The 20,553-nt window shown below is 35.4% G+C and carries 20 protein-coding genes; 17 read left to right on the top strand and 3 right to left on the bottom strand.

Going from position 1 to position 20,553, the window contains the following annotated elements; genetic code table 11:
• The first annotated feature begins 36 nt into the window (after window positions 1-36).
• Complete coding sequence (locus ACTND6_RS00960; RefSeq protein WP_441021014.1) at window positions 37-1,545, top strand: IMP dehydrogenase; 1,509 nt, start codon at window positions 37-39, stop codon at window positions 1,543-1,545.
• 56 nt (window positions 1,546-1,601) lie between these two features.
• Here ACTND6_RS00960 and ACTND6_RS00955 read toward each other — a convergent pair whose 3' ends face one another.
• A complete protein-coding gene (locus ACTND6_RS00955) occupies window positions 1,602-2,183 on the bottom strand; it encodes a DUF5662 family protein (RefSeq protein ID WP_441021017.1) in 582 nt (193 codons plus the stop codon).
• A gap of 91 nt (window positions 2,184-2,274) precedes the next feature.
• Here ACTND6_RS00955 and nusB point away from each other — a divergent pair, with 91 nt between their 5' ends.
• The 16 genes from nusB (at window position 2,275) to ACTND6_RS00875 (ending at window position 19,278) form a co-directional block, all read left to right on the top strand.
• A complete protein-coding gene (gene nusB, locus ACTND6_RS00950) occupies window positions 2,275-2,655 on the top strand; it encodes a transcription antitermination factor NusB (protein ID WP_441021020.1) in 381 nt (126 codons plus the stop codon).
• Window positions 2,652-4,049, top strand: a complete 1,398-nt coding sequence (gene xseA, locus ACTND6_RS00945) for an exodeoxyribonuclease VII large subunit (protein WP_441021023.1) — start codon at window positions 2,652-2,654, stop codon at window positions 4,047-4,049. The genes nusB and xseA overlap by 4 nt, the downstream gene beginning before the upstream one ends.
• The gene (xseB, locus tag ACTND6_RS00940) at window positions 4,039-4,254 is read left to right on the top strand and encodes an exodeoxyribonuclease VII small subunit (protein ID WP_178176898.1); all 216 of its coding nucleotides are present in this window, start codon (window positions 4,039-4,041) and stop codon (window positions 4,252-4,254) included. Before xseA ends, xseB begins: the two co-directional genes overlap by 11 nt.
• Window positions 4,235-5,080, top strand: a complete 846-nt coding sequence (locus ACTND6_RS00935; protein WP_441021025.1) for a polyprenyl synthetase family protein — start codon at window positions 4,235-4,237, stop codon at window positions 5,078-5,080. The genes xseB and ACTND6_RS00935 overlap by 20 nt, the downstream gene beginning before the upstream one ends.
• A gap of 13 nt (window positions 5,081-5,093) precedes the next feature.
• Entirely contained in the window at window positions 5,094-6,956 is a 1,863-nt protein-coding gene (gene dxs, locus ACTND6_RS00930; protein WP_441021027.1) for a 1-deoxy-D-xylulose-5-phosphate synthase, read from the top strand.
• 9 nt (window positions 6,957-6,965) lie between these two features.
• Complete coding sequence (gene recN, locus ACTND6_RS00925; RefSeq protein ID WP_441021029.1) at window positions 6,966-8,609, top strand: DNA repair protein RecN; 1,644 nt, start codon at window positions 6,966-6,968, stop codon at window positions 8,607-8,609.
• A complete protein-coding gene (dinB, locus tag ACTND6_RS00920) occupies window positions 8,606-9,772 on the top strand; it encodes a DNA polymerase IV (protein WP_441021031.1) in 1,167 nt (388 codons plus the stop codon). Before recN ends, dinB begins: the two co-directional genes overlap by 4 nt.
• A complete protein-coding gene (locus ACTND6_RS00915; RefSeq protein WP_441021033.1) occupies window positions 9,772-10,698 on the top strand; it encodes a tyrosine-type recombinase/integrase in 927 nt (308 codons plus the stop codon). The genes dinB and ACTND6_RS00915 overlap by 1 nt, the downstream gene beginning before the upstream one ends.
• Before the next feature lie 158 nt (window positions 10,699-10,856).
• Complete coding sequence (locus ACTND6_RS00910; RefSeq protein WP_441021035.1) at window positions 10,857-12,458, top strand: ABC transporter substrate-binding protein; 1,602 nt, start codon at window positions 10,857-10,859, stop codon at window positions 12,456-12,458.
• A 60-nt stretch (window positions 12,459-12,518) separates the two neighbouring features.
• Window positions 12,519-13,457, top strand: a complete 939-nt coding sequence (locus tag ACTND6_RS00905; protein WP_441021037.1) for an ABC transporter permease — start codon at window positions 12,519-12,521, stop codon at window positions 13,455-13,457.
• Between the two features lie 2 nt (window positions 13,458-13,459).
• Window positions 13,460-14,476, top strand: a complete 1,017-nt coding sequence (opp3C, locus tag ACTND6_RS00900) for an oligopeptide ABC transporter permease (protein ID WP_441021039.1) — start codon at window positions 13,460-13,462, stop codon at window positions 14,474-14,476.
• Window positions 14,477-14,486: 10 nt separating this feature from the next.
• Window positions 14,487-15,584 (top strand): ABC transporter ATP-binding protein, encoded by a 1,098-nt coding sequence (locus ACTND6_RS00895; protein WP_441021041.1) that lies wholly within the window; start codon window positions 14,487-14,489, stop codon window positions 15,582-15,584.
• The gene (locus ACTND6_RS00890; RefSeq protein ID WP_441021043.1) at window positions 15,581-16,510 is read left to right on the top strand and encodes an ABC transporter ATP-binding protein; all 930 of its coding nucleotides are present in this window, start codon (window positions 15,581-15,583) and stop codon (window positions 16,508-16,510) included. Before ACTND6_RS00895 ends, ACTND6_RS00890 begins: the two co-directional genes overlap by 4 nt.
• A gap of 76 nt (window positions 16,511-16,586) precedes the next feature.
• Window positions 16,587-17,750 carry a MupG family TIM beta-alpha barrel fold protein gene (locus tag ACTND6_RS00885; protein WP_441021045.1) on the top strand — a complete coding sequence of 388 codons (1,164 nt, stop codon included), beginning with the start codon at window positions 16,587-16,589 and terminating at the stop codon, window positions 17,748-17,750.
• A gap of 108 nt (window positions 17,751-17,858) precedes the next feature.
• On the top strand, window positions 17,859-18,374 hold the full coding sequence (locus ACTND6_RS00880; RefSeq protein WP_441021047.1) for an HD domain-containing protein: 516 nt from the start codon (window positions 17,859-17,861) through the stop codon (window positions 18,372-18,374).
• 7 nt (window positions 18,375-18,381) lie between these two features.
• Window positions 18,382-19,278: a hypothetical protein gene (locus ACTND6_RS00875; protein WP_441021048.1), complete on the top strand. Its 897-nt coding sequence runs from the start codon at window positions 18,382-18,384 to the stop codon at window positions 19,276-19,278.
• 223 nt (window positions 19,279-19,501) lie between these two features.
• On the opposite strand, the gene ACTND6_RS00870 is transcribed toward ACTND6_RS00875, so the two are convergent.
• Window positions 19,502-19,978 (bottom strand): hypothetical protein, encoded by a 477-nt coding sequence (locus tag ACTND6_RS00870; RefSeq protein ID WP_441045030.1) that lies wholly within the window; start codon window positions 19,976-19,978, stop codon window positions 19,502-19,504.
• A 102-nt stretch (window positions 19,979-20,080) separates the two neighbouring features.
• Window positions 20,081-20,524, bottom strand: coding sequence for a hypothetical protein (locus tag ACTND6_RS00865; RefSeq protein ID WP_441021052.1), 444 nt, complete (start codon window positions 20,522-20,524; stop codon window positions 20,081-20,083).
• Window positions 20,525-20,553 lie beyond the last annotated feature (29 nt).

Below are 20,553 nucleotides of genomic sequence, written 5' to 3'. Positions count from 1 at the left end.
AATTGCTTAAAATATTTAGGAGGGTTGATATTTAACATGGCAAAGTACTACAACGAACCATCACACACATTTAGTGAATATTTGTTGATTCCTGGTTTTACAGGCAGTGAAAACACACCTGACAATGTCACTTTAAAAACACCACTTGTAAAATACAAGAAAGGTGAAAAACCAGCAATTACATTAAATATTCCAATGATTTCTGCAGTTATGCAGTCTGTATCTGGAGATAGACTCGGAATTGCATTAGCAAAAGAAGGCGGTATGTCCTTTATTTTTGGATCTCAGTCTATTGAATCTCAGGCAGCAATGGTTGCTCGTGTAAAGAATTATAAGGCTGGATTTGTAGTAAGTGATTCAAACTTGAAAGAAGATGCTACATTGAACGATGTATTAAAACTTGTTGAAGAAACAGGTCATTCAACAATGGCAGTTACGGATGATGGAACAAGTTGTGGTAAGTTACTTGGTATCGTAACATCAAGAGATTACCGTGTATCAAGAATGAGTGGAGATGAAAAAGTATCTACATTCATGACACCAAGAGAAAAGCTTGTTGTAGGAAACAAGAATACAACATTATCAGAAGCAAATGATTTAATTTGGGATCATAAGCTCAATACATTACCAATTGTAGATGACAATGATCATTTACTATACATGGTATTCCGTAAGGACTATGATGCACATAAGGAATTCCCAAATGAATTACTTGATGAAGAAAAGAGACTCATGGTTGGTGCAGGTATCAACTCTAGAGACTATGAACAGAGAATTCCAGCATTGGTTGAAGCTGGTGTTGACTGTTTAGTGATTGACTCAAGTGAAGGCTATTCTGTATGGCAGGCAAATACAATCAAGTGGGTTCGTGAAAAGTATGGCGATTCTGTCAAGATCGGTGCTGGTAACGTTGTTGATGGTGAAGGATTCAGATATCTAGCTGATGCTGGTGCTGACTTTATCAAGATTGGCATCGGTGGTGGTTCTATCTGTATCACTAGAGAAACAAAGGGTATTGGCAGAGGTCAGGCAACTGCAGTCATTGACGTAGCACAGGAAAGAGATAAATATTTTGAAGAAACAGGTGTATATGTACCTATCTGTTCTGATGGCGGTATTGTTTATGACTATCACATTACTCTTGCATTGGCTATGGGTGCTGACTTTGTTATGTTAGGCAGGTATTTCTCTCGTTTTGAAGAAGCTCCTGGTCAGAAGCTTGTTGTAAATGGAAATACAGTAAAAGAATATTGGGGTGAAGGAAGTGCAAGAGCACGTAACTGGGGCAGATATGACCTTGGTCAAGGCAAGAAGCTTTCTTTTGAAGAAGGTGTTGACTCCTATGTTCCTTATGCTGGTCCATTGAAGGAAAACGTTGCAATGACAACATTGAAGATCAAGTCTACAATGTGCAACTGCGGTGCTTTGACGATTCCTGAATTGCAGGATAAGGCAAAGCTGACACTTGTATCATCTACTTCTATTGTTGAAGGTGGTGCACACGACGTACAGGTTAAGCATAACGACTCCTCATACAATCAATAATCAAATGAACTGTTAGAATTCAATTTCTAACAGTTTTTTAAATGAAAAAGGAACTGTTACAGTGTAGGGACAGTTCCATCTTTTTTCCATTGTTTCACTTGTTGTTTTAGCTCTTGAAATACTGCATCTTCACCTCTGGACGCAATTTGTTCAAGAACATATTTGAGACGTGCATTTGTTGCAGGATGCATATAAAGAGAATCATTTCTTGTCAGATAATACTTCAATGCACTTTCTTTTGTGTATTTTTCTTTCTGATAAATCCTGCATGCGGCAACACGATCACAGACCATTTCAACGAAATAGTTAAATGGCATTTCTAGAGGCTGCCATTTACCATTTATGACATCATACCAGTATTCCCAATGGTGTTTGTTTCTGCCTTTATGATGCAGCCATCCAGCTGCAAAACCAAAGTGTTCCTTTTCATAAGCGTAGGGAGACCGCGTACCTTGAAAATACTTTACAGATTCATGGAATTCACTGAAGGAATATTTAGAAAGATCGTGTGTTAATCCTTGTCTGTATAGACCACAGGCAAAGCAGTTCTTCATTACCTGATAGCGATGTTCATTGATCGTGCGCAGATGCGCAGATAAACGTTTTAAATATGGTTCATCAATCGTATTCTTCTGCATGCCTTCCATTTTAGAACAACCTTGAAATACAATCAACTCAATACACATTTACAAGCGTTTCATGATAAAATAAATACCAAAGAGGTAAATGATGAATAGAAGTGAACTAAGAGAAAAAGCAATGATTACTGTATATCAGTATCTATTGGTAAAACGTGATACAAAGCAGCTCATTGAAGATGCATTCGAAATGGAACAGAAAGATATTCCAGAATACTTTGTAAAAGTCATTCATACAGCGATTGACAACGAAGAAAAATATAAGGGATATATCAATGAAGTAATCAAAAAAGGATGGTCTTACGATCGCCTGGGTGCAATCGAAAAAGCAATTCTGATCAATGGCTGTGCAGAGTTTGACTTAAAGGAAGTTGAAGCTGCAGTTATTATTAATGAGTCTGTAGAACTCGCTAAGAAATATTGCGATGAAGATACATACAAACTCATTAATCGAATTCTGGATGTAATATGAGTCGTAGAGTAGTTCCAGTTAGCAGGCTGGTACGTTATATTAAAGAATCCATGGAATCTGATCCCGTTCTTAGAGGTGTCATGATCGAGGGTGAGATTTCCAATCTTCGCATCCCTAATTCACAGCACTGGTATTTTTCTTTGAAAGATGAGAAAGCTTCTTTAACATGTGTGATGTTTGCCTACCAGAATAAAAAAGTAACTTTTCAGCCTAAAAACGGTGATAAAGTTATTTTAATTGGCGATGTCAGTGTCTATGAAAGCATGGGAAGCATGCAGATGGTTGCAAGTTCAATGCAGCCAAGTGGAATTGGTGAATTGTATTTAAAGCTGGAACAGATGAAGAAGCAGCTTTTTCAGGAAGGCTTATTTGAAGAATCACATAAAAAACAGCTGCCAGAATATCCAATGGATATTGCATTAGTTACAGGAAGTAATACAGCTGCTAGAGAAGATGTACTGATTACTTTCCGCAAACGTTGGCCAATTGCAAAGATTCATGAATATCCATGCCCTGTACAAGGCACACAGGCTTCTCCTAAAATCATAGATGCTTTAAAGCGTGCGGATGAAGGAAATCATGAACTTGTGATTTTAGCACGTGGCGGTGGATCGTTAGAAGATCTTTGGTGTTTTAATGATGAAGCACTGGCACGTACAATTTATGCAATGCATACGCCAATTGTAACTGGTATTGGACATGAAACAGATACAACCCTTGTTGATTATGTCAGTGATAAACGTGCCAATACACCAACAGGTGCAGTTGAAGTATCGACACCAAATATTGTAGATGTCAAGGCAACGCTTTCTTCCTTTCAAATTCGCATGGTAAACGCTGTAAAAGCGTGTGAAGAAAGAAAACAGCAGCAACTGCTTCGTTTGGCAGCGTCTTCTGTATTGAAAAATCCTAAGAAGCTATTGAATGAAAAGATTGTAATGCTGCAGTATACACAGGAAAGACTCATGCGCTATCCTTCCTCTTTAAGAGAAAGAAAAAGCGCATTGGATCGTATGACTTCCTTGTTTCACCAAAAGATGGTTGCATCTTCTAATGAAATACGCAGTGAAATCCAAAACCAGCAGGCACAGCTTGTTGTGAATATGCATCGTCAACTGGATCGTAATAAACATTTTCTTTCTATACAGGAAGAATCGTTGAAATCTTCGATGCAGCTTAATTCTACACGTTACCATAATGATTTAGAAAGAATGGTTAAGCTGCTCGATGCCTATTCACCATTGAAAGTGTTATCTAGAGGGTATAGTGTTACTTACAAAAATGATAAAGTCATTACAGATGTAGATGATTTGTATATAAATGATGAACTGACAATACGCTTGTCAAAAGGCATGGTTTTAACGAAAGTTGAGGATATTAAACATGGCAGGTAAAGAAAAAACATTTGAAGAATCAATGGAACGTCTAGAAAAAATTGTTTCTGATCTTGAATCAAATGATAAACCGTTGGATGAGACAATTGCTTTATTTGAAGAAGGTTTAAAACTAGTAAAAAACTGTGATGAAAAATTAAAGACGTATGAAAGTCAGATTGATACTTTATTGAAAGAAAATGGTGATGAAGATGATGAGAATTGAAAAGGTTCTTGAAGAAAAAATCAATGAATTGGCTGATTCTAAAGTAAAAGAAGCAATGCGTTATTCATTGATTGCTCCAGGAAAAAGAGTTCGTCCAAATCTTTTGTATGAAGTGGTTAAAGGCTATGGATTGCTTGAAAGTGTTGCTGATGAATTTGCATGTGCCATTGAAATGATTCATACATATTCTTTGATTCATGATGATCTTCCAGCAATGGACAATGATGATTTGCGTCGTGGCAGATTAACCTGTCACAAACAGTTTGATGAAGCAACTGCAATCTTGGCTGGAGATGGATTGCTGACATATGCATTTGATGTAGCTTCTTCGAGTACTGCAGATCCTTCCATCGTTGTAAAATGTATTCAAGTACTTGCACAATGTGCTGGAAGCAATGGCATGGTCCTTGGGCAGGATCTTGATATGAATGAATCTAATACAAGTGACTGGGACTATGTTAGAAAAGTACATAAATATAAGACAGGATGTCTATTGAGTGCGCCTTTAATGATGGGAGCACTTCTAGCTGGCAAGAATGATGAAACAGTTAGACAATGGCATGAGATTGGTATTTCATTAGGACTTGCATTCCAGATCCAGGATGATATTTTAGATGTAGAATTATCTAGTGAAGAATTTGGAAAAAGCAATTCTGATGAGAAAAACGATAAAAAAACAAGTGTATCATTACTTGGCTTAGAACAGAGTAAAGAACTCATGATTTCTGAATATGAAAAAGTTAAGCAAAGCATTTCTGAAATGCATGGCTTTAATGGAGAAGAATTAATTTCATTTATCGAAAGTATTGAAAAACGTAGAAAGTAGATGGGCAGTAAATATGGATTTAAAAAGTATTCAAAATCCTGAATTTCTAAAATCCATGAGTATTGATGAATTAGAACAGCTGAGTGGGGAAATTAGACAGTTTCTAATTCAAAGTATTTCAAAAACAGGAGGACATTTAGCAAGCAATCTAGGTGTTGTAGAGCTGACAATTGCTTTACATTATGTTTTTAATGCGCCTGAAGATAAAATATTTTTTGATGTAGGACATCAATGTTATACACATAAGATTTTGACAGGACGTGCAGCACAGTTTCCACTATTAAGACAATATCATGGCTTGTCTGGATTTCAGAAAAGAAAAGAAAGTATCTACGATTGCTGGGAAGCTGGTCATAGTTCCACGTCTCTTTCTGCTTCTTTAGGTATGGCAATTGCTAGAGATTTAAATCATGAATCATATGAAGTCATTCCAGTGATTGGTGATGGGGCTTTGAGCAGTGGCATGTCCATGGAAGCATTAAATGAAATCGGTTATGAACAAAGAAAGATGATTATTGTTTTTAATGACAATAATATGTCGATTTCTAAAAATGTTGGTGCATTAACACATGCTTTTTCTCATTTGCGTTCTTCTACTGGATACATGAATTTAAAGAAAGCTATGAAGAAATCTCTTCGTACAAGTGGATTTGGTCAGCAGGTATATATTGGTTTAAAGAATATTAGAGATGTAATCAAAAAGCAGATTGTCAAGAAGGGAATCTTTGGGGATTTTAATATTGACTATATTGGGCCGATTGATGGACATAACCTTCATGATCTGATTCAGGTATTTGAAGCGGTAAAAGATCATGATGGACCAATTATTGTTCATGTCATGACGAAAAAAGGCAAGGGTTATGAACCTTGTGAAAATGACTATGAAGGCAAGTGGCATGGTGTTGGTCCGTTCAATGTTGAAACAGGAAAAGCACTGCACCACTGTCCAGAAGGGCAGGCTGCCTATTCCTATATTGCATCTAATACAGTTAGAAAATTAGCAGAAGAAAACAAAGATATTGTTGCCTTGACACCAGCAATGATCAATGGATCTTCTTTACAGGAATTCTTTGCGGAATTTCCAGAACGTTCTTTTGATACAGGCATTGCGGAAGAACATGCCGCAACGTTTGCTGCTGGTTTAGCAATCAGTGGGAAGCATCCGTATCTCTGTGTTTATTCTTCATTCCTGCAAAGAGCATATGATCAGATCAATCATGATATTGCGAGAATGGATCTGCCTGTTGTGATTGGAATTGATCACGTTGGTCTTGTTGGCGGAGATGGCGAAACACACCATGGCATCTATGATATTGGATTATTGAGTGGTATTCCAAATATGATCATTGCACAGGGAAAAGATGCTGAAGAAATCGAAAATCTGATTTACACTGCTTTCTCTCAAAAACATCCGTTTGCTTTCCGTTATCCAAAGGGATATACAAAGATTGCTGAAACGCATGCTTATAAAATGATTCCGGTAGGAAGCTGGGAAGTTTTCAATGATAAAAAAGAGAATCAGGTATGCATCTTTACGTATGGAGAAGCAGTTGACAAATTCTTGAATAAAGTGAGTGTCAATGAACTTCCAGTGACTGTCATTAACTGTCGCTACTTTAAGCCGTTAGATGAAACTGTTTTAAAAGAATTCACAAATCGAGACATGCATTTTATCTGTTATGAATCAGATGCTTTAGAACATGGTCTTGGCAGTATGATACTTGAATGGTGTAATGACAATCATGTATCTATCTCATTAAAGAGATTTGGAATTCCAGATGATTATATTGAGCAAGGTAGTGAAAGACTGCTCAGAAAGGATCTAGGGATCGATATGAATACTGTAATGAATTGTATTCTTTCGTATCTGAAATAATAAATTGTTATGTTAAAACATCTTTACATTCAAAACTTTATTTTAATTGATGAAATCAATCTTGATTTCGAAAGTGGCTTTAGTGCGTTTACAGGTGAAACAGGGGCTGGTAAATCTATTTTAATTGATGCAATCAGTACCTTGTCTTTAACGCGTGCTTCAAGCACTTTGATTGCAAAAGGAAAAGACAGAGCAATCATTGAAGCAACGTTTGATTTACATTCTGATCCACATGCATGTAAAGCTATGGAAGAAAGCGGCTTTGATGTAAATGATGAGACAACATTTACGCGTGAGATCCATGCAAATGGAAAAAGTGTTGCGAGAATTGATCATAGAGTTGTTACGTCAAGTTTAATGAAAGATATTCTGCTCAATCAGATTGATATTCATGGTCAGCGTGATACTGCCTATCTTTTAAATACAGGTCGTCATATTCATTTATTAGATGAATATCTTAAAGATGATGATCTTTTAAACAGCGTAAAAAATGCCTATATGACATATGATGCTTTACGCAAAGAAAAACAAAAGGCAGAACAAGAAACATATAATGAAAATGATGCTGAATTCTTCATGTATCAAATCAAAGAAATTGAAGATGCAAAACTGAAAATCGGCGAAGATGAAGAATTAGAAAAAAATGAAAAACAGTACAAACTGATTAAAGATTCATTAGATAAATTGAATTCTATTTTTACGTTGTATGATGATCATTTATCAAGTGATCTGTATGATTTTAACAGACAGGTTTCTTCTTTAAAAACAGACGCATCTTTAGAAGCAATTCAGACTACAGTCAATGATTCCTACTATGCAATCGATGATGCGATGCAGCAGCTGCATTCCTATCTGGATAGAATGGATATGAGTGAAGAAGACATCAATACGATGGAAGAAAGACTTTTTGAAATACAGCGTTTAAAAAGAAAATACGGAAGAACAATTCAAGATATTCTAGATAAAAAAGAAGAATTACAGAATCAGTTAGAAAGCATTACACACCGTCAGGAATACTTAGATGCGTTAAATGCGAAGATGCAGAAAGCATATGAGGTGTATCATTTACATGCATGTAAACTATCTGCATTTAGAAAGAAGGAATCACATCGTCTGGATGAAGAAATTCAATCTCATCTGAATGACTTAATGCTTCCAAATGCTAGATTTGTAACGTCGTTTACAGATTCTGAACCATCTCTTTATGGAGATGATCATGTTGAATTTTTAATCAGCATGAACCAGGGAGAAGATCCAAAACCGTTAGCAAAAACTGCTTCTGGTGGTGAATTGAGCCGTCTGATGTTAGGTTTGAAAATTATTTTTACACATTTACAAGGAATTTCAACAGTCATCTTCGATGAAATCGATACGGGCGTATCTGGACCTGTAGCAAGCAGTATTGGAAAGAAGATGAAGCTTTTATCAAAATCTACGCAAGTATTTTCTGTAACTCATCTTGCGCAGGTTGCTTCATGTGCAGATCAGAACTACTTTGTGTCTAAAATGGATACTGATGGCGTAACACATTCCAGCGTGAAACGTCTCAATAAAAAAGAAATAATTGAACAGCTTGCTTTGATTGCTTCTGGAGAAGTCACAAAAGCTTCTTTAAAGGCAGCTAGTGAACTATACCAAAGGAACCAGCAATGAGCAGAGTATATTTTCATATTGATTTGAATGCATTCTTTGCTTCTTGTGAAGAACTGCTGGATCCTTCATTGAAAGGAAAACCACTTGTTGTTGGTGGAAAATCGCGAAGAAGTGTGATTTCGACTGCGAACTATGAAGCACGTAAATATGGAATTCATAGTGCAATGCCAATGCAGCAGGCAGAAAAATTATGCAAAGATCTGGTTGTAGTCAATGGCCATTATGCATTTTATTCTGACATGTCTCATCAGTTTATGCAGATTATTCATTCCTATACTGATCTGGTTGAAAAGGCATCAATTGATGAATGCTATGCAGATATGACAGATGTTATCTGTAGATATCCAAAACCATTAGATGTTGCCTTTGAAATTCAAAGAAGAGTTCTAGAGGAAACCGGCTTACGCTGTTCCATTGGAATTGGGCCAAACATGTTTTTAGCAAAAATGGCAAGTGATATGAAAAAACCAATGGGAATTACTGTTTTGCGTATTCGTGATGTTCCGGAAAAAATGTGGCCTTTGCCAATCAAGGAAATGCAGGGAATTGGCAAAAGAACAGTTCCATTAATGGAAGATCTGAATATTCATACAATTAAAGATCTTGCAACATATCAGAATCTAAATGCTTTGAAGCCTGTTTTGGGGAAAAATATTGAGAGTATGATCAAACGTGCCAATGGCTATGATGATCGTACACTAATGACAGATTATGACTCTAAAAGTATGGGAATTTCAGAAACTTTACTGGAAGATGTAACGGATTATGATGAGTTGCGTGGCTTGATTAGAACGTTATGCAGGCGTCTATCGAAACGTTTAAAAGAAGCACATAAAGCTGGGTATCATGTATCCATGCGTATCTGTTACTATGATTTTAGAAATGCAAACAAGAGTAAGAAACTATCAGCACCAATCTGGACAAGTGATGACTTGTTTGTTCAGGCAATGATTCTTTTTGATTCTTCTTATGAAGAAGAGGAAGCTGTGCGTCTGATCGGTGTATCTGTCAGTGATTTTGCCAGTGAAGAATTTCTTGCGAAACAAGTATCATTATTTGATGCACCAGAAGAAGAATCTACTTCAGAAATCCTCCATGATTTAAATCATCAATTAGGAACACAGGCATTTGTAAGAGCTAGCTCTCTTCTGGAGAAGGACTAATGAAACTGGAAGAGGCATATCATCAATATTTGATGCATCTTAGAATCAATGAAGGGAAAAGTGAAAGGACGATCCAGTCATATGGAAGAGATCTGAAGCAATATATTGCATATCTTCAGATGAATCATATCCATGATACAAAAGACATAAAACTGCAGGATATTCAAAATTTTATTGTTGAACAAAGTAAAACGAAGGCATCTTCTTCTATGGTTCGTATGAGTGCTTCTATCCGTTCGTTTCATCAAGATCTTGCTTTTATGTTTGATGAAGAAGATCCTAGTAAAAATATAGAAGTGCATAAGAACAGTGCACGTCTTCCTGTGTTCTGTACAATAGAAGAAATCAATCGTTTAATGGATTCTTTTGATGACCATATTCCTGAACAGTATCTTGATCACGCAATATTACAGATGATTTATGACTGTGGACTGCGTGTTAGTGAAGCGGTAACTTTAACAATGAACCGTGTTGATCTTGATTCAAGAAAATTAAGAGTTTTAGGAAAAGGGGACAAAGAAAGAATTGTTCCCATTCCAAGTCATTCCATTTCTTTTTATAAAGAATATCGAGATGTGATTCGTACTAATTTCTTAAAAAACAAAACAAATCTATTCTTTATTACGAATAAAGGAAAAAAAGTAACAAGCAAGCATGTAGAAGTGCTTCTACAGAAAAAATGCATCGAATTGGATTTTCATAAACACATTACGCCACATAAATTAAGACATAGCTATGCAACACATATGCTGCAGGGCGGTGCTGATTTAAGGAGTATTCAGGAAATGCTTGGGCATTCTGATATCTCTACAACAGAAATTTATACACATGTTACAAACAAACAGATGTTTGATGCATATGAAAAGTTTCATTCTGATATTTTCAATGAAAAACTTTCATTCAATGGCAAAAAGTCCGCTAAATAAGCGGATTTTTTAATTACTATATTTGAAAATAAAATGTAAATATACTAGTAAAATATTACAATTAAATGAAAATAATTTCACTTTTGTATTGCAAATAGATACAACTTTGTTTAGAATAAAAACGTATTTTAAATACGAACAAAAAAAGGAGAGAAATTATGAAGAAATTATTGGTAAGTGCTGTAGCACTGGCAATGCTCGCTGGATGTTCTTCTGGCGGTGCTGCTTCTACAGCAAACACTAGCGGAGGAACAGCTGGTAAATCTGTAACAATTGCAACAGATACAGACATTTTGAGTATGAACTCATCAACATCTACTGATGGTACATCATTCATCGCATTAACAATGTGTGAAGCTGGTTTAACACAGCTGGATGAAAAGAATGTTCCAGTATCAGATTTAGCTGAAAACTGGGATGTCAGCGATGATGGACTGGAATATACATTCCATATCAGAAAAGATGCAAAGTGGTCTGATGGTACAGCATTAACAGCCAATGACTTCGTCTATGCATGGAACAGATTAATTGATCCAGAAACTGCCAGTGACTATGCATTCTTAATTGATAAAAATGCAGAATCCAATACAACAAACATTAAGGATTGGACAGCTGAAGATGATCAGACTTTCAAAGTTACATTAAGCAAGCCATGTGATTTCTTCTTATCATTATGTGCATTCCCATCTCTTTTCCCATTAAATGAAAAGTTTGTTGAAGAACAAGGTGATCAGTATGCATTAACAACTGACAACATGTTATATTGTGGTCCATATACATTAACAGAATGGACACCAAGTACATCATGGAAGTTCGTAAAGAATGATCAGTACTGGGATGTAGCTAGCTATGCTGAAAATGTTGATGAAGCTAACTGGAGACTTGTACAAGGTCAATCAGCAATCTTAGACTACCAGGCAGGCAACATTGACTATGTTAAGCTGACAAGTGAAGTCATTGATGACTATGCTGGCAAGGAAGATGTCGTTACATCTTTAACTGGTTATTCCTGGTATTTATCACTCAACTTCCATAACGAAGCTTTAGCTAACAACAATATCCGTAAGGCTATTGCATATGCAATCAATACTGATGAATTATGTACTTCTGTACTCAAGGATGGTTCTACACCACTTGAAGGTATCGTAACAAAGTCCACAACAGCAAATGCTGATGGTAAAGATTTCAGAAGTATCTCTGGAACAGTTGTTCTTGGATACGACGAAGCAAAGGCTAAGGAAGCATTTGAAGTTGGATGCAAGGAATTAGGCGTTGATTCAGTAACTCTAGAAGTTCTTTATGAAGATGCTGATGTAAGTAAAAACTGTGCTGCATACGTTATGAATGCTCTTGAAAAGGCTGGATTCACAACAGAAGCTAAGTGTGAACCAAAGAAGAGCAGACTACAGGATATGCAGAATGATAACTATGACGTAGCTTTACATAGATGGGGACCTGACTATGCTGACCCACAGACATACATGGATCTGTTCGTAACAGGCGCTTCTAACAACTATGGTCACTATGAATCTGAAAAGTATGATTCTTTAATCGAAAAGGCTCTTACAACAGATGCTGCTGATTCTACAAAGAGATGGGAAGATTTTGCTGAAGCTGAAAAAGTTCTTGTCAATGAAGATACAGCAATCATTCCACTATATCAGGCTGGTAACACTGCTCTTCAGAATACAAAATTAACAGGTATCCAGTATCATGGTGCTGGTGTTGATAGCTATCGTCATATGAAATTAGCTGCTTAATAACACAAAATTATAAGGGTGAGAAGCTCACCCTTATAATGTTTTAGAAAGGGGATTTACATGAAAAAATATATTGGAAAACGATTATTGATATCATTAGCAACTTTACTCGTTATTCTTCTTGTCTTGTTTGTCATGATGGACTTGATGCCAGGATCTCCATTTAACGATGAAAAGCTTACAGAAGCACAAAAAGCTTTACTATATGCAAAGTATGGTCTAGATCAGCCATTCTTGACAAGATTCATCACTTATCTTAAGAATATGTTAACGGGTGACTTTGGTGTATCTTATGCAATCAATAAAGACTTCTCTGTAAGTTCAATGATTTCCAGTCGTTTATGGATTTCTGTCAAACTTGGTTTTATGGCAATGATTATTGGTACAATTCTTGGCTTGATCTTAGGAATTCTAGCTGCATTGAATCACAATACATGGATTGATACATTATGTTCAACAATTTCTGTTGTTGGTGTATCTGTTCCTTCATATGTATTTGCATTGCTTCTTTGTTACTTTATTGCATATAAGTTAGGATTATTCCCAATTTTATATAATGCAGCGCAACAAGGAAAATCTTTAGTTCTTCCTGCAATTGCATTAAGTTTTTCTCCAACGGCAAATATTGCTCGATTTACAAGAAGTGAAATGCTGGATGTATTGAATTCCGATTATATTCTTCTTGTAAAATCAAAAGGTTTGAAAGACTATAAAGTTATTTTGAAACACGCAATGAGAAACTCATTGATTCCAATTGTTACAATTATGGGTCCAATTCTTGTTGGTTTATTAACTGGTTCCAGTGTTGTTGAAAAAGTATTTGGTATTCCAGGTCTTGGTACACTATTGATTACCGCAATTCAAAGTAACGACTATAACGTAACTATTGCCTGTGCGTTTGTATATTCATTGATGTATATCGTTGCAATCTTTGTTGTAGATGTTCTCTATGGTGTGATTGACCCTAGAATCCGTGTTGCTAAAGAAGGAGGTAAGTAATTATGAGTCAGAATTTAAATTATGAATTCAGCGAAGATGATTTTAAATTAGCCCATGATTCTAATGATAAGTTAATGGATAAAAACTTTGTCGCTACTTCCTATGCAAAAGATGTATGGACAAACTTCAAAAAAAATAAAGGTGCTTTAATTGCTGCAGTTATCATTGTTTTAATTACAATCATGGCAATCATTGGACCTGGTCTGAATGAACATACATTCAAATCAATTATTACAGAACATGCAAATCTTGTACCTCGTATTCCTGGTCTTGAAAAGTTCGGTATTTTTGATGGTATGAGAAATGGTGAAAACCAGTATGTTGCAAAAGGTTTTCAGGATGTATATTACTGGTTTGGTACAGACGCTTTAGGACGTGACTTGTTTACACGTGTATGGTCTGGAACAAGAATTTCATTAATGATTGCATTGGTTGCAGTATTGATTGATGTTTGTATTGGTATGATCTATGGTTTGATTTCTGGTTTCTTTGGTGGCGCAGTTGATATGATCATGCAAAGAATTGCTGAAATCTTAAATGGTATTCCAACACTTGTTATTGTCGTCTTGTTTGGACTTGTATTAAAGCCAGGTGTAACTTCTATTATCTTTGCGTTAATGATTACCGGATGGATTGGTATGGAGCGCATTACGCGTGCACAGGTATTGAAAGTAAAAGAACAGGAATATGTTCTAGCGGCTAAAACATTAGGTGCAAAGGATTTCTATATCATCTTTAAAGAAATTCTTCCAAATATTTTTGGACAGATCATTATTGAATCTATGTTCTCTATTCCAAATGCAATTTTTACAGAAGCTTATCTTTCTTTCGTTGGTGTTGGTGTTCCTGAACCAACAGCTTCCCTTGGTTCATTAATTTCTTCAGGATATAACTCTATGATTACATATCCTCATATGTTAATGATTCCAGTTGTAGTACTTGCATTGTTAATGTTAAGCTTCAACCTTTTAGCAGATGGATTAAGAGATGCATTTGATCCAAAGATGCAGAATAAGTAAGGAGGATTCTATGGTACAGTCAGTAAAACGTGATAAAAAAGACAGAGTTCTCTCTATTCGTGATTTAAATATTTCATTTAAGACAAACTATGGTGTCGTAAATGCCATTCGTGGTGTTCGTCTGGATTTATTTAAAGGAGAAACAATTGCCATCGTTGGTGAATCTGGTTCTGGTAAATCCGTTACCTGTAAAACAATTATGGGTATTCTAGATTCCAACGGTATTATTGATTCAGGCGAAATTACACTTTTCTATAAAGATGAAAACGGCAATGAGAAAACAGCGGATCTTACAAAGATGTCTCAGAAGCAGATTCGTTATGAGTTCTGTGGAAGAAAGATTGCGATGGTATTCCAGGATCCAATGACTTCATTAGATCCTACAATGACAATTGCTAAACAAATCATGGAACCAATGATTGAGCATCGTCATATGACTAAAGAAGAAGCAAGACAACATGCATTGGATCTTTTAACAAAGGTTGGTATTGAAAATCCAGAAAAGAGAATGAAGCAGTATCCTCATGAACTTTCTGGTGGTATGAGACAAAGAGTTGTTATTGCGATTGCATTAGCCTGTGATCCTGATATCTTGATTTGTGATGAACCTACAACAGCATTAGACGTAACAATTCAGGCAAAGATCATTGAATTAATCAAGAGCATTCAGGATGAAAAAGGTATTTCTGTTATTTATATTACACATGACTTAGGTGTTGTTGCGAAAGTTGCAGACTATGTCGCTGTTATGTATGCAGGCAGAATTGTAGAAAAGGGCAGAGTCAACGAAATCTTCTATGATCCAAGACATCCATATACCTGGGGGTTACTTGCTTCTATGCCTGATACAGATACAAGCAGTGAAAGATTGTTTGCAATTGCCGGTTCGCCACCTGATTTAACAAATAGAATCAAAGGTGATGCATTTGCCCCTAGAAATCCATATGCATTAAATATTGATTTTGAATTAGAACCTCCAATGTTCGATGTTGGCGGTCAGCATAGAGTTGCATCCTGGCTATGTGATCCAAGAGCTCCTAAAGTTGAGCTTCCAAAGGATCTGCAGGAAAAATTAGTGAAAATGAAGAAGGAGGCAGGATTAGCATGAGCGAAGCAAAGAAACCTCTACTTCACGTAGAAAATTTAAAGCAGTATTTTAAGATTTCCAGAACATTTACGACTAAAGCTGTGGATGGTATTTCTTTCGATATTTATGAAGGAGAAACTTATGGTCTTGTTGGTGAGTCTGGCTCTGGTAAATCTACAACTGGTCGTAGTATTATTCGTCTATATGATCCTACGGATGGAAAAATAATCTTTGATGGAAGAGATATTTCTAAAAAATTGAGTAAAGAAGATGCCAGCTACCTTAGAACAAATATGCAGATGATTTTCCAGGATCCTATGGCATGTTTAAATCCTAGAAAGAAAGTAAAGGAAATTATTGCACAGGGGCTTGAGATTCATCATGTATGTTCTTCTCAAAAAGAAGTAGATGAAAAAGTATATGCAATTCTAGAAAAAGTTGGCCTTTCAAAAGAACAGGCAACTCGTTTCCCATCACAGTTTTCAGGTGGTCAAAGACAACGTGTTGGTATAGCTAGAGCGCTTGTTATGAATCCAAAATTAGTCATTGCGGATGAATGTATTTCTGCATTAGATGTTTCCATTCAGGCACAGGTTGTTAACTTGATGAAAGATCTGCAGGAGGAATTAGGAACAACGTATTTGTTTATTGCACATGACTTATCCATGGTAAAGTATATTTCTGATCGTATTGGTATTATGCATCTTGGACATATCGTTGAAACAGGTACTACGGATGAAATTTTTACAAATCCAATTCATCCATATACAAAATCTCTTCTATCTGCGATTCCTCATCCAAATCCAATCGTTGAAAAGAATCGTGTTGCGATTACATATGACAAGGAAAAAGAAGGTGTGGATTATACTAAGGGTGTGCAGCACAAATTGACAGATACACATATTGTATTAGCAACAGATGAAGAATTTGCTAGATGGACGAAATAAAGAAATGAAAGATTCGTATGAATTGTACGAGTCTTTTTTTGTTATAATCCTGTTAGAAAGTATTGAGGAAAATATCATGTCAATTACACTTGGGGTATCTGTATACCCAGAACAGGAAACAATTGAACAAATCGATGCGTATTTAAAGCTTGCAAGCAGTTATGGTTTTACAAAAGTATTTACTAGTATGTTTTCAATTGAAGGAGAGAAAGATGAAGTTACACAGTATTTTAAGAATTTTACTGGAATTGCGCATCAGTATGGAATGAAAGTATCTGGTGACTGTAATACGAAATTCTTAGAAAAGATGGGTGCGGATGAATCAAATTTATCTATTTTTAATGAAATGGGAATTGATTCCATTCGTATGGATCTTTGTTATTTTGATGAAAGAGATACAAAACTAATCAATAATACATATAACATTGGTGTTGAAATGTCTGGTGCTTTTATCAAACCAATTGATGAAGCAATTGCACGTGGAGCAAACATAGATAATTTAGTTTGTTGTCATAACTTCTATCCTGAAAGATATACTGGTGCAGATTTAGAATCTGTAATGAATGTAAATAATCACTGGAAAGAAAAAGGAGTCAAAGTAGCACAGTTTATTTCATCTAATGTAGAAGGCGCACATGGTCCTTGGCCAATTCAGGAAGGCTTGCCAACAATGGAAGATCATCGCTGGATGTCTGTGGATGATCAAGTTAGACATTGCTTAGCAATGGGAAATGTAGATGAAATTATTTTTGGTAATGCATTTGCTTCCAAAGAAGAATTTGAATCAATTCAGCGTGTCATGAATCTAGTTTATGTAAATATTCCAAAGAAAGATGGGATTGGTCCATTTGCGGATTATATTCCTCATGGAGAATTAAAACGAATTCCATTTAAAATTGAAATGGCAGAGGGAGTAACGGATCTAGAAAAAGAGATTCTGTATTATGAAGCTCATACAGCAGGTGAATATCTGTACTATATGATTCGTGACCGCTGGACACGTATTCTGTATCATAATACGAGTATTCCTTGTAGAAAGAATAACAAGGCTGTGTTTCATAGAGGTGATGTAGTAATTGTGAATGATAACTGCAAACATTATCATGGTGAACTGCATATTGTCTTAAAAGATACACCAAATGATAATCAGAAGAATTATATTGGTCATATTCCAGCTGATGAAATGTGCCTGCTTGAACATTTCAAGTCAGGTACTGCATTTTGTTTTGAAAAAGAATAAATATATTTTATTAGAAAAGATAAGACTTACAGTGGAAAAGCTGGTACAGTCTTATCTTTTTCTCGTGCAGATTGAATCTGGCTATAAAAAGATCTAAACTACTTATATATGACAAAAGTATTAGGATCAAAAAGAATCTTTTCAGACATTACTGATGATGAATGTATGGAATTTTTAAACTCTGTCAGTAGTATTGTTCAGATTGATGCATATCAGCAACTGAAAAACTACACACATCATTACTATACAACGCGTTACCAGCATTCTTTAAATGTTGCCTGGTATTCATATTTGATGTGTAAGAAACTGCATCTAAATGCGGTTAGCTGCGCACGAGGTGCGATGATGCATGATTTCTATCTATATGATACACATGATGCTAAATACGCTAAAAAACATATTCAGACTCATCCTTCGATTGCATTAAAAAATGCACAGAAGTATTTTATATTAGATCCAGTCGAAGTGGATTGTATTATTCATCATATGTGGCCGCGAGTGAAAGGAAAGCCAAGAACAAAAGAGGGTTACATCGTAACGATTGCTGATAAATATGCAGCAAGTCTTGAAGTATGCTCTCATCCTTTCTATGCTTTACCTGCGTATTTTAAAAAGATATTTTAACTGCATTATGAATATTAAGAAAGTTTATTATCATTTACCAGGATTATTTGAATTCTATGATTTTTATAAAAAGTTTCTGCCATTGTATAGAAATAAAAGACATTATTTTTTTGATTGGTGTGAAATAGGTTCTATCTATGGTTCACCAGCAGATTGTATCTGGTCAGGAGGAAGAATCAGTTATGTAAATCACGATCCTGATAAAGTGTTTACTTTTATGAAAGATTTCAATATATCAGCAAGACTGACATTCAGTAATTCAATGATTCGGCAGGAACATTTAAGTGATTTACGATGCAATGAATTATGCAGGTTATTATCTGAAGTTGACGGAAATGGTGTTATTGTTCATTCAGATATATTATTGAATTATTTAAAAGAAAAGTATTCGAATTTGTATTTTGTTTCTTCTACAACAAAAGTGATTGTTGATTTCAATAAATTTGTAGATGAAGTGAATCAAAATGATTTCAAGTATGTTGTCATTGATTTTCGTTTGAATAAAGCATTTGCTGAATTACAGAATCTGAATCAGATACAAAAAGATAAAGTTGAATTTTTATGTAATGAATGCTGCTGGATTGGATGTAAAGACCGTAAGAAGTGCTATGAAACTGTCAGTAGACAGAATCTAGGAATTGATTGTGCTGATCATGTGTGTAAAGCACCAGATTCAAATGAAGGGTATCGATTTTCAAAAGCAATGCAGAATCCATCATTTATCAGTAAAAGTGATATTCTACAGGCATATGTTCCTATGGGATTCAGCAACTTTAAGATTGAAGGAAGAGATCTTGGCAACGCATTGTTATTGGAATTTATATTGTATTATATGGTAAAACCAGAGTATCAAATCCATGTACGTGAAGAGATGTATTTAGATACAATGTTAGATTTATTCTAAGGAAAGATAAAAAAATCGCATAAGATACATTATGCGAAGTGATATAAAATCTTAAATATAGTTAATAGTATTTGTGTTAATTTGCAAACCTATCCTTTACTTAGCACACTATCCTTTACTTAAGTGTAATATTTCAAAGTGATGAGTTGCATTCTATCCTTTACTTAACTATTTAAAAGTACTAACTGTTCAGCATTGATTGCTTTCAGCTAGTACTTATTTTTTATATTGGGTTGTTTGCGTCTCCAACAGACTCTTCAATACTTAATAGCGTATTATCTTCAATTTTACCTGTGTTTGATTTGCTTGGCATTCTACGGCGAGAACGCTTTTTACTTGTTAGCCTTGTTAAAGTTTCTCGCTTAAGATCTCTAGGTGATTTTTCTTTTCGATATATATCATCAAATACTTTTGTTATCTGGTCTTCAGAAAATTCATCATAGCTTTCTTGGATAAAAGCGACGACACCTCTTCTAGCAATTTCTTTGGCCGTAGCTTTAGGATTTTTTGCCATATCCTTAATTTTTCTCTCCTGTGACACTTCAGACACTCTGTCTATTACTCCATTTTTCACAGAATCATATGCGTCTTTTGTGTATTGGTCACATAAGATTCGAGAACCTACTCTTCTTGCAAACTGTGGCTTCCTTATAATTTTTTCAATTACCTCTTCTGTTCCTGACAAACTCAATCCAACCATCGAATCATTTACTAGTGTCATCAAAGTGTTAAAACTATTTTCCTTAGTAGAACTGTCGGATTAATATGTCTCTGACGTATTTGTGATGACTCTTTTGTTTTTCTAAACCATGTGATTCTGTATCTGTGGAACTGCTGGAACTGAATCTTTTTTGCGTCTAGGCTTTTTATCAGTATGTTTCTTTTTGAGTTCCTCACAGGTCGCTGTCAGAAGATAATCCTGATTCAGTTCAATGTCTTTGTTTTGAGCTTTTTTTAGAACGAGATCAATATTGTGTCTTATCGTTGCTTCATTATACGTACTGTAATCTGGAAGCAGCTTTATGATTTTGAGCACATAATTTATGTATGCTTCTAAATAATCGGTATTGTCTGGAGCATTGTTCTTATTGAGATACTCTTCTTCATCCGCCCTCTTTGCCTGTTCCTGAATTTCTGCATCTATGTCAGAATAAAATGCTTCATGATATCCAGTCACTATTTTTTCTTTTTCCTGTGCTGCCTGATTGTAGGATAAATCAAAAAATGCCGTAGCTTTATTTTGCATTTATTGCAAGTTACACGCTACGGCTAGAT

It is taken from the genome of Bulleidia sp. HCP3S3_C9 (assembly GCF_052064035.1).
In the GTDB taxonomy this organism is placed as follows: Bacteria; Bacillota_I; Bacilli_A; order Erysipelotrichales; family Erysipelotrichaceae; genus Bulleidia.
Note: the sequence above shows the minus strand (reverse complement) of the source record. Positions and strands in the feature narration are given on the sequence as shown.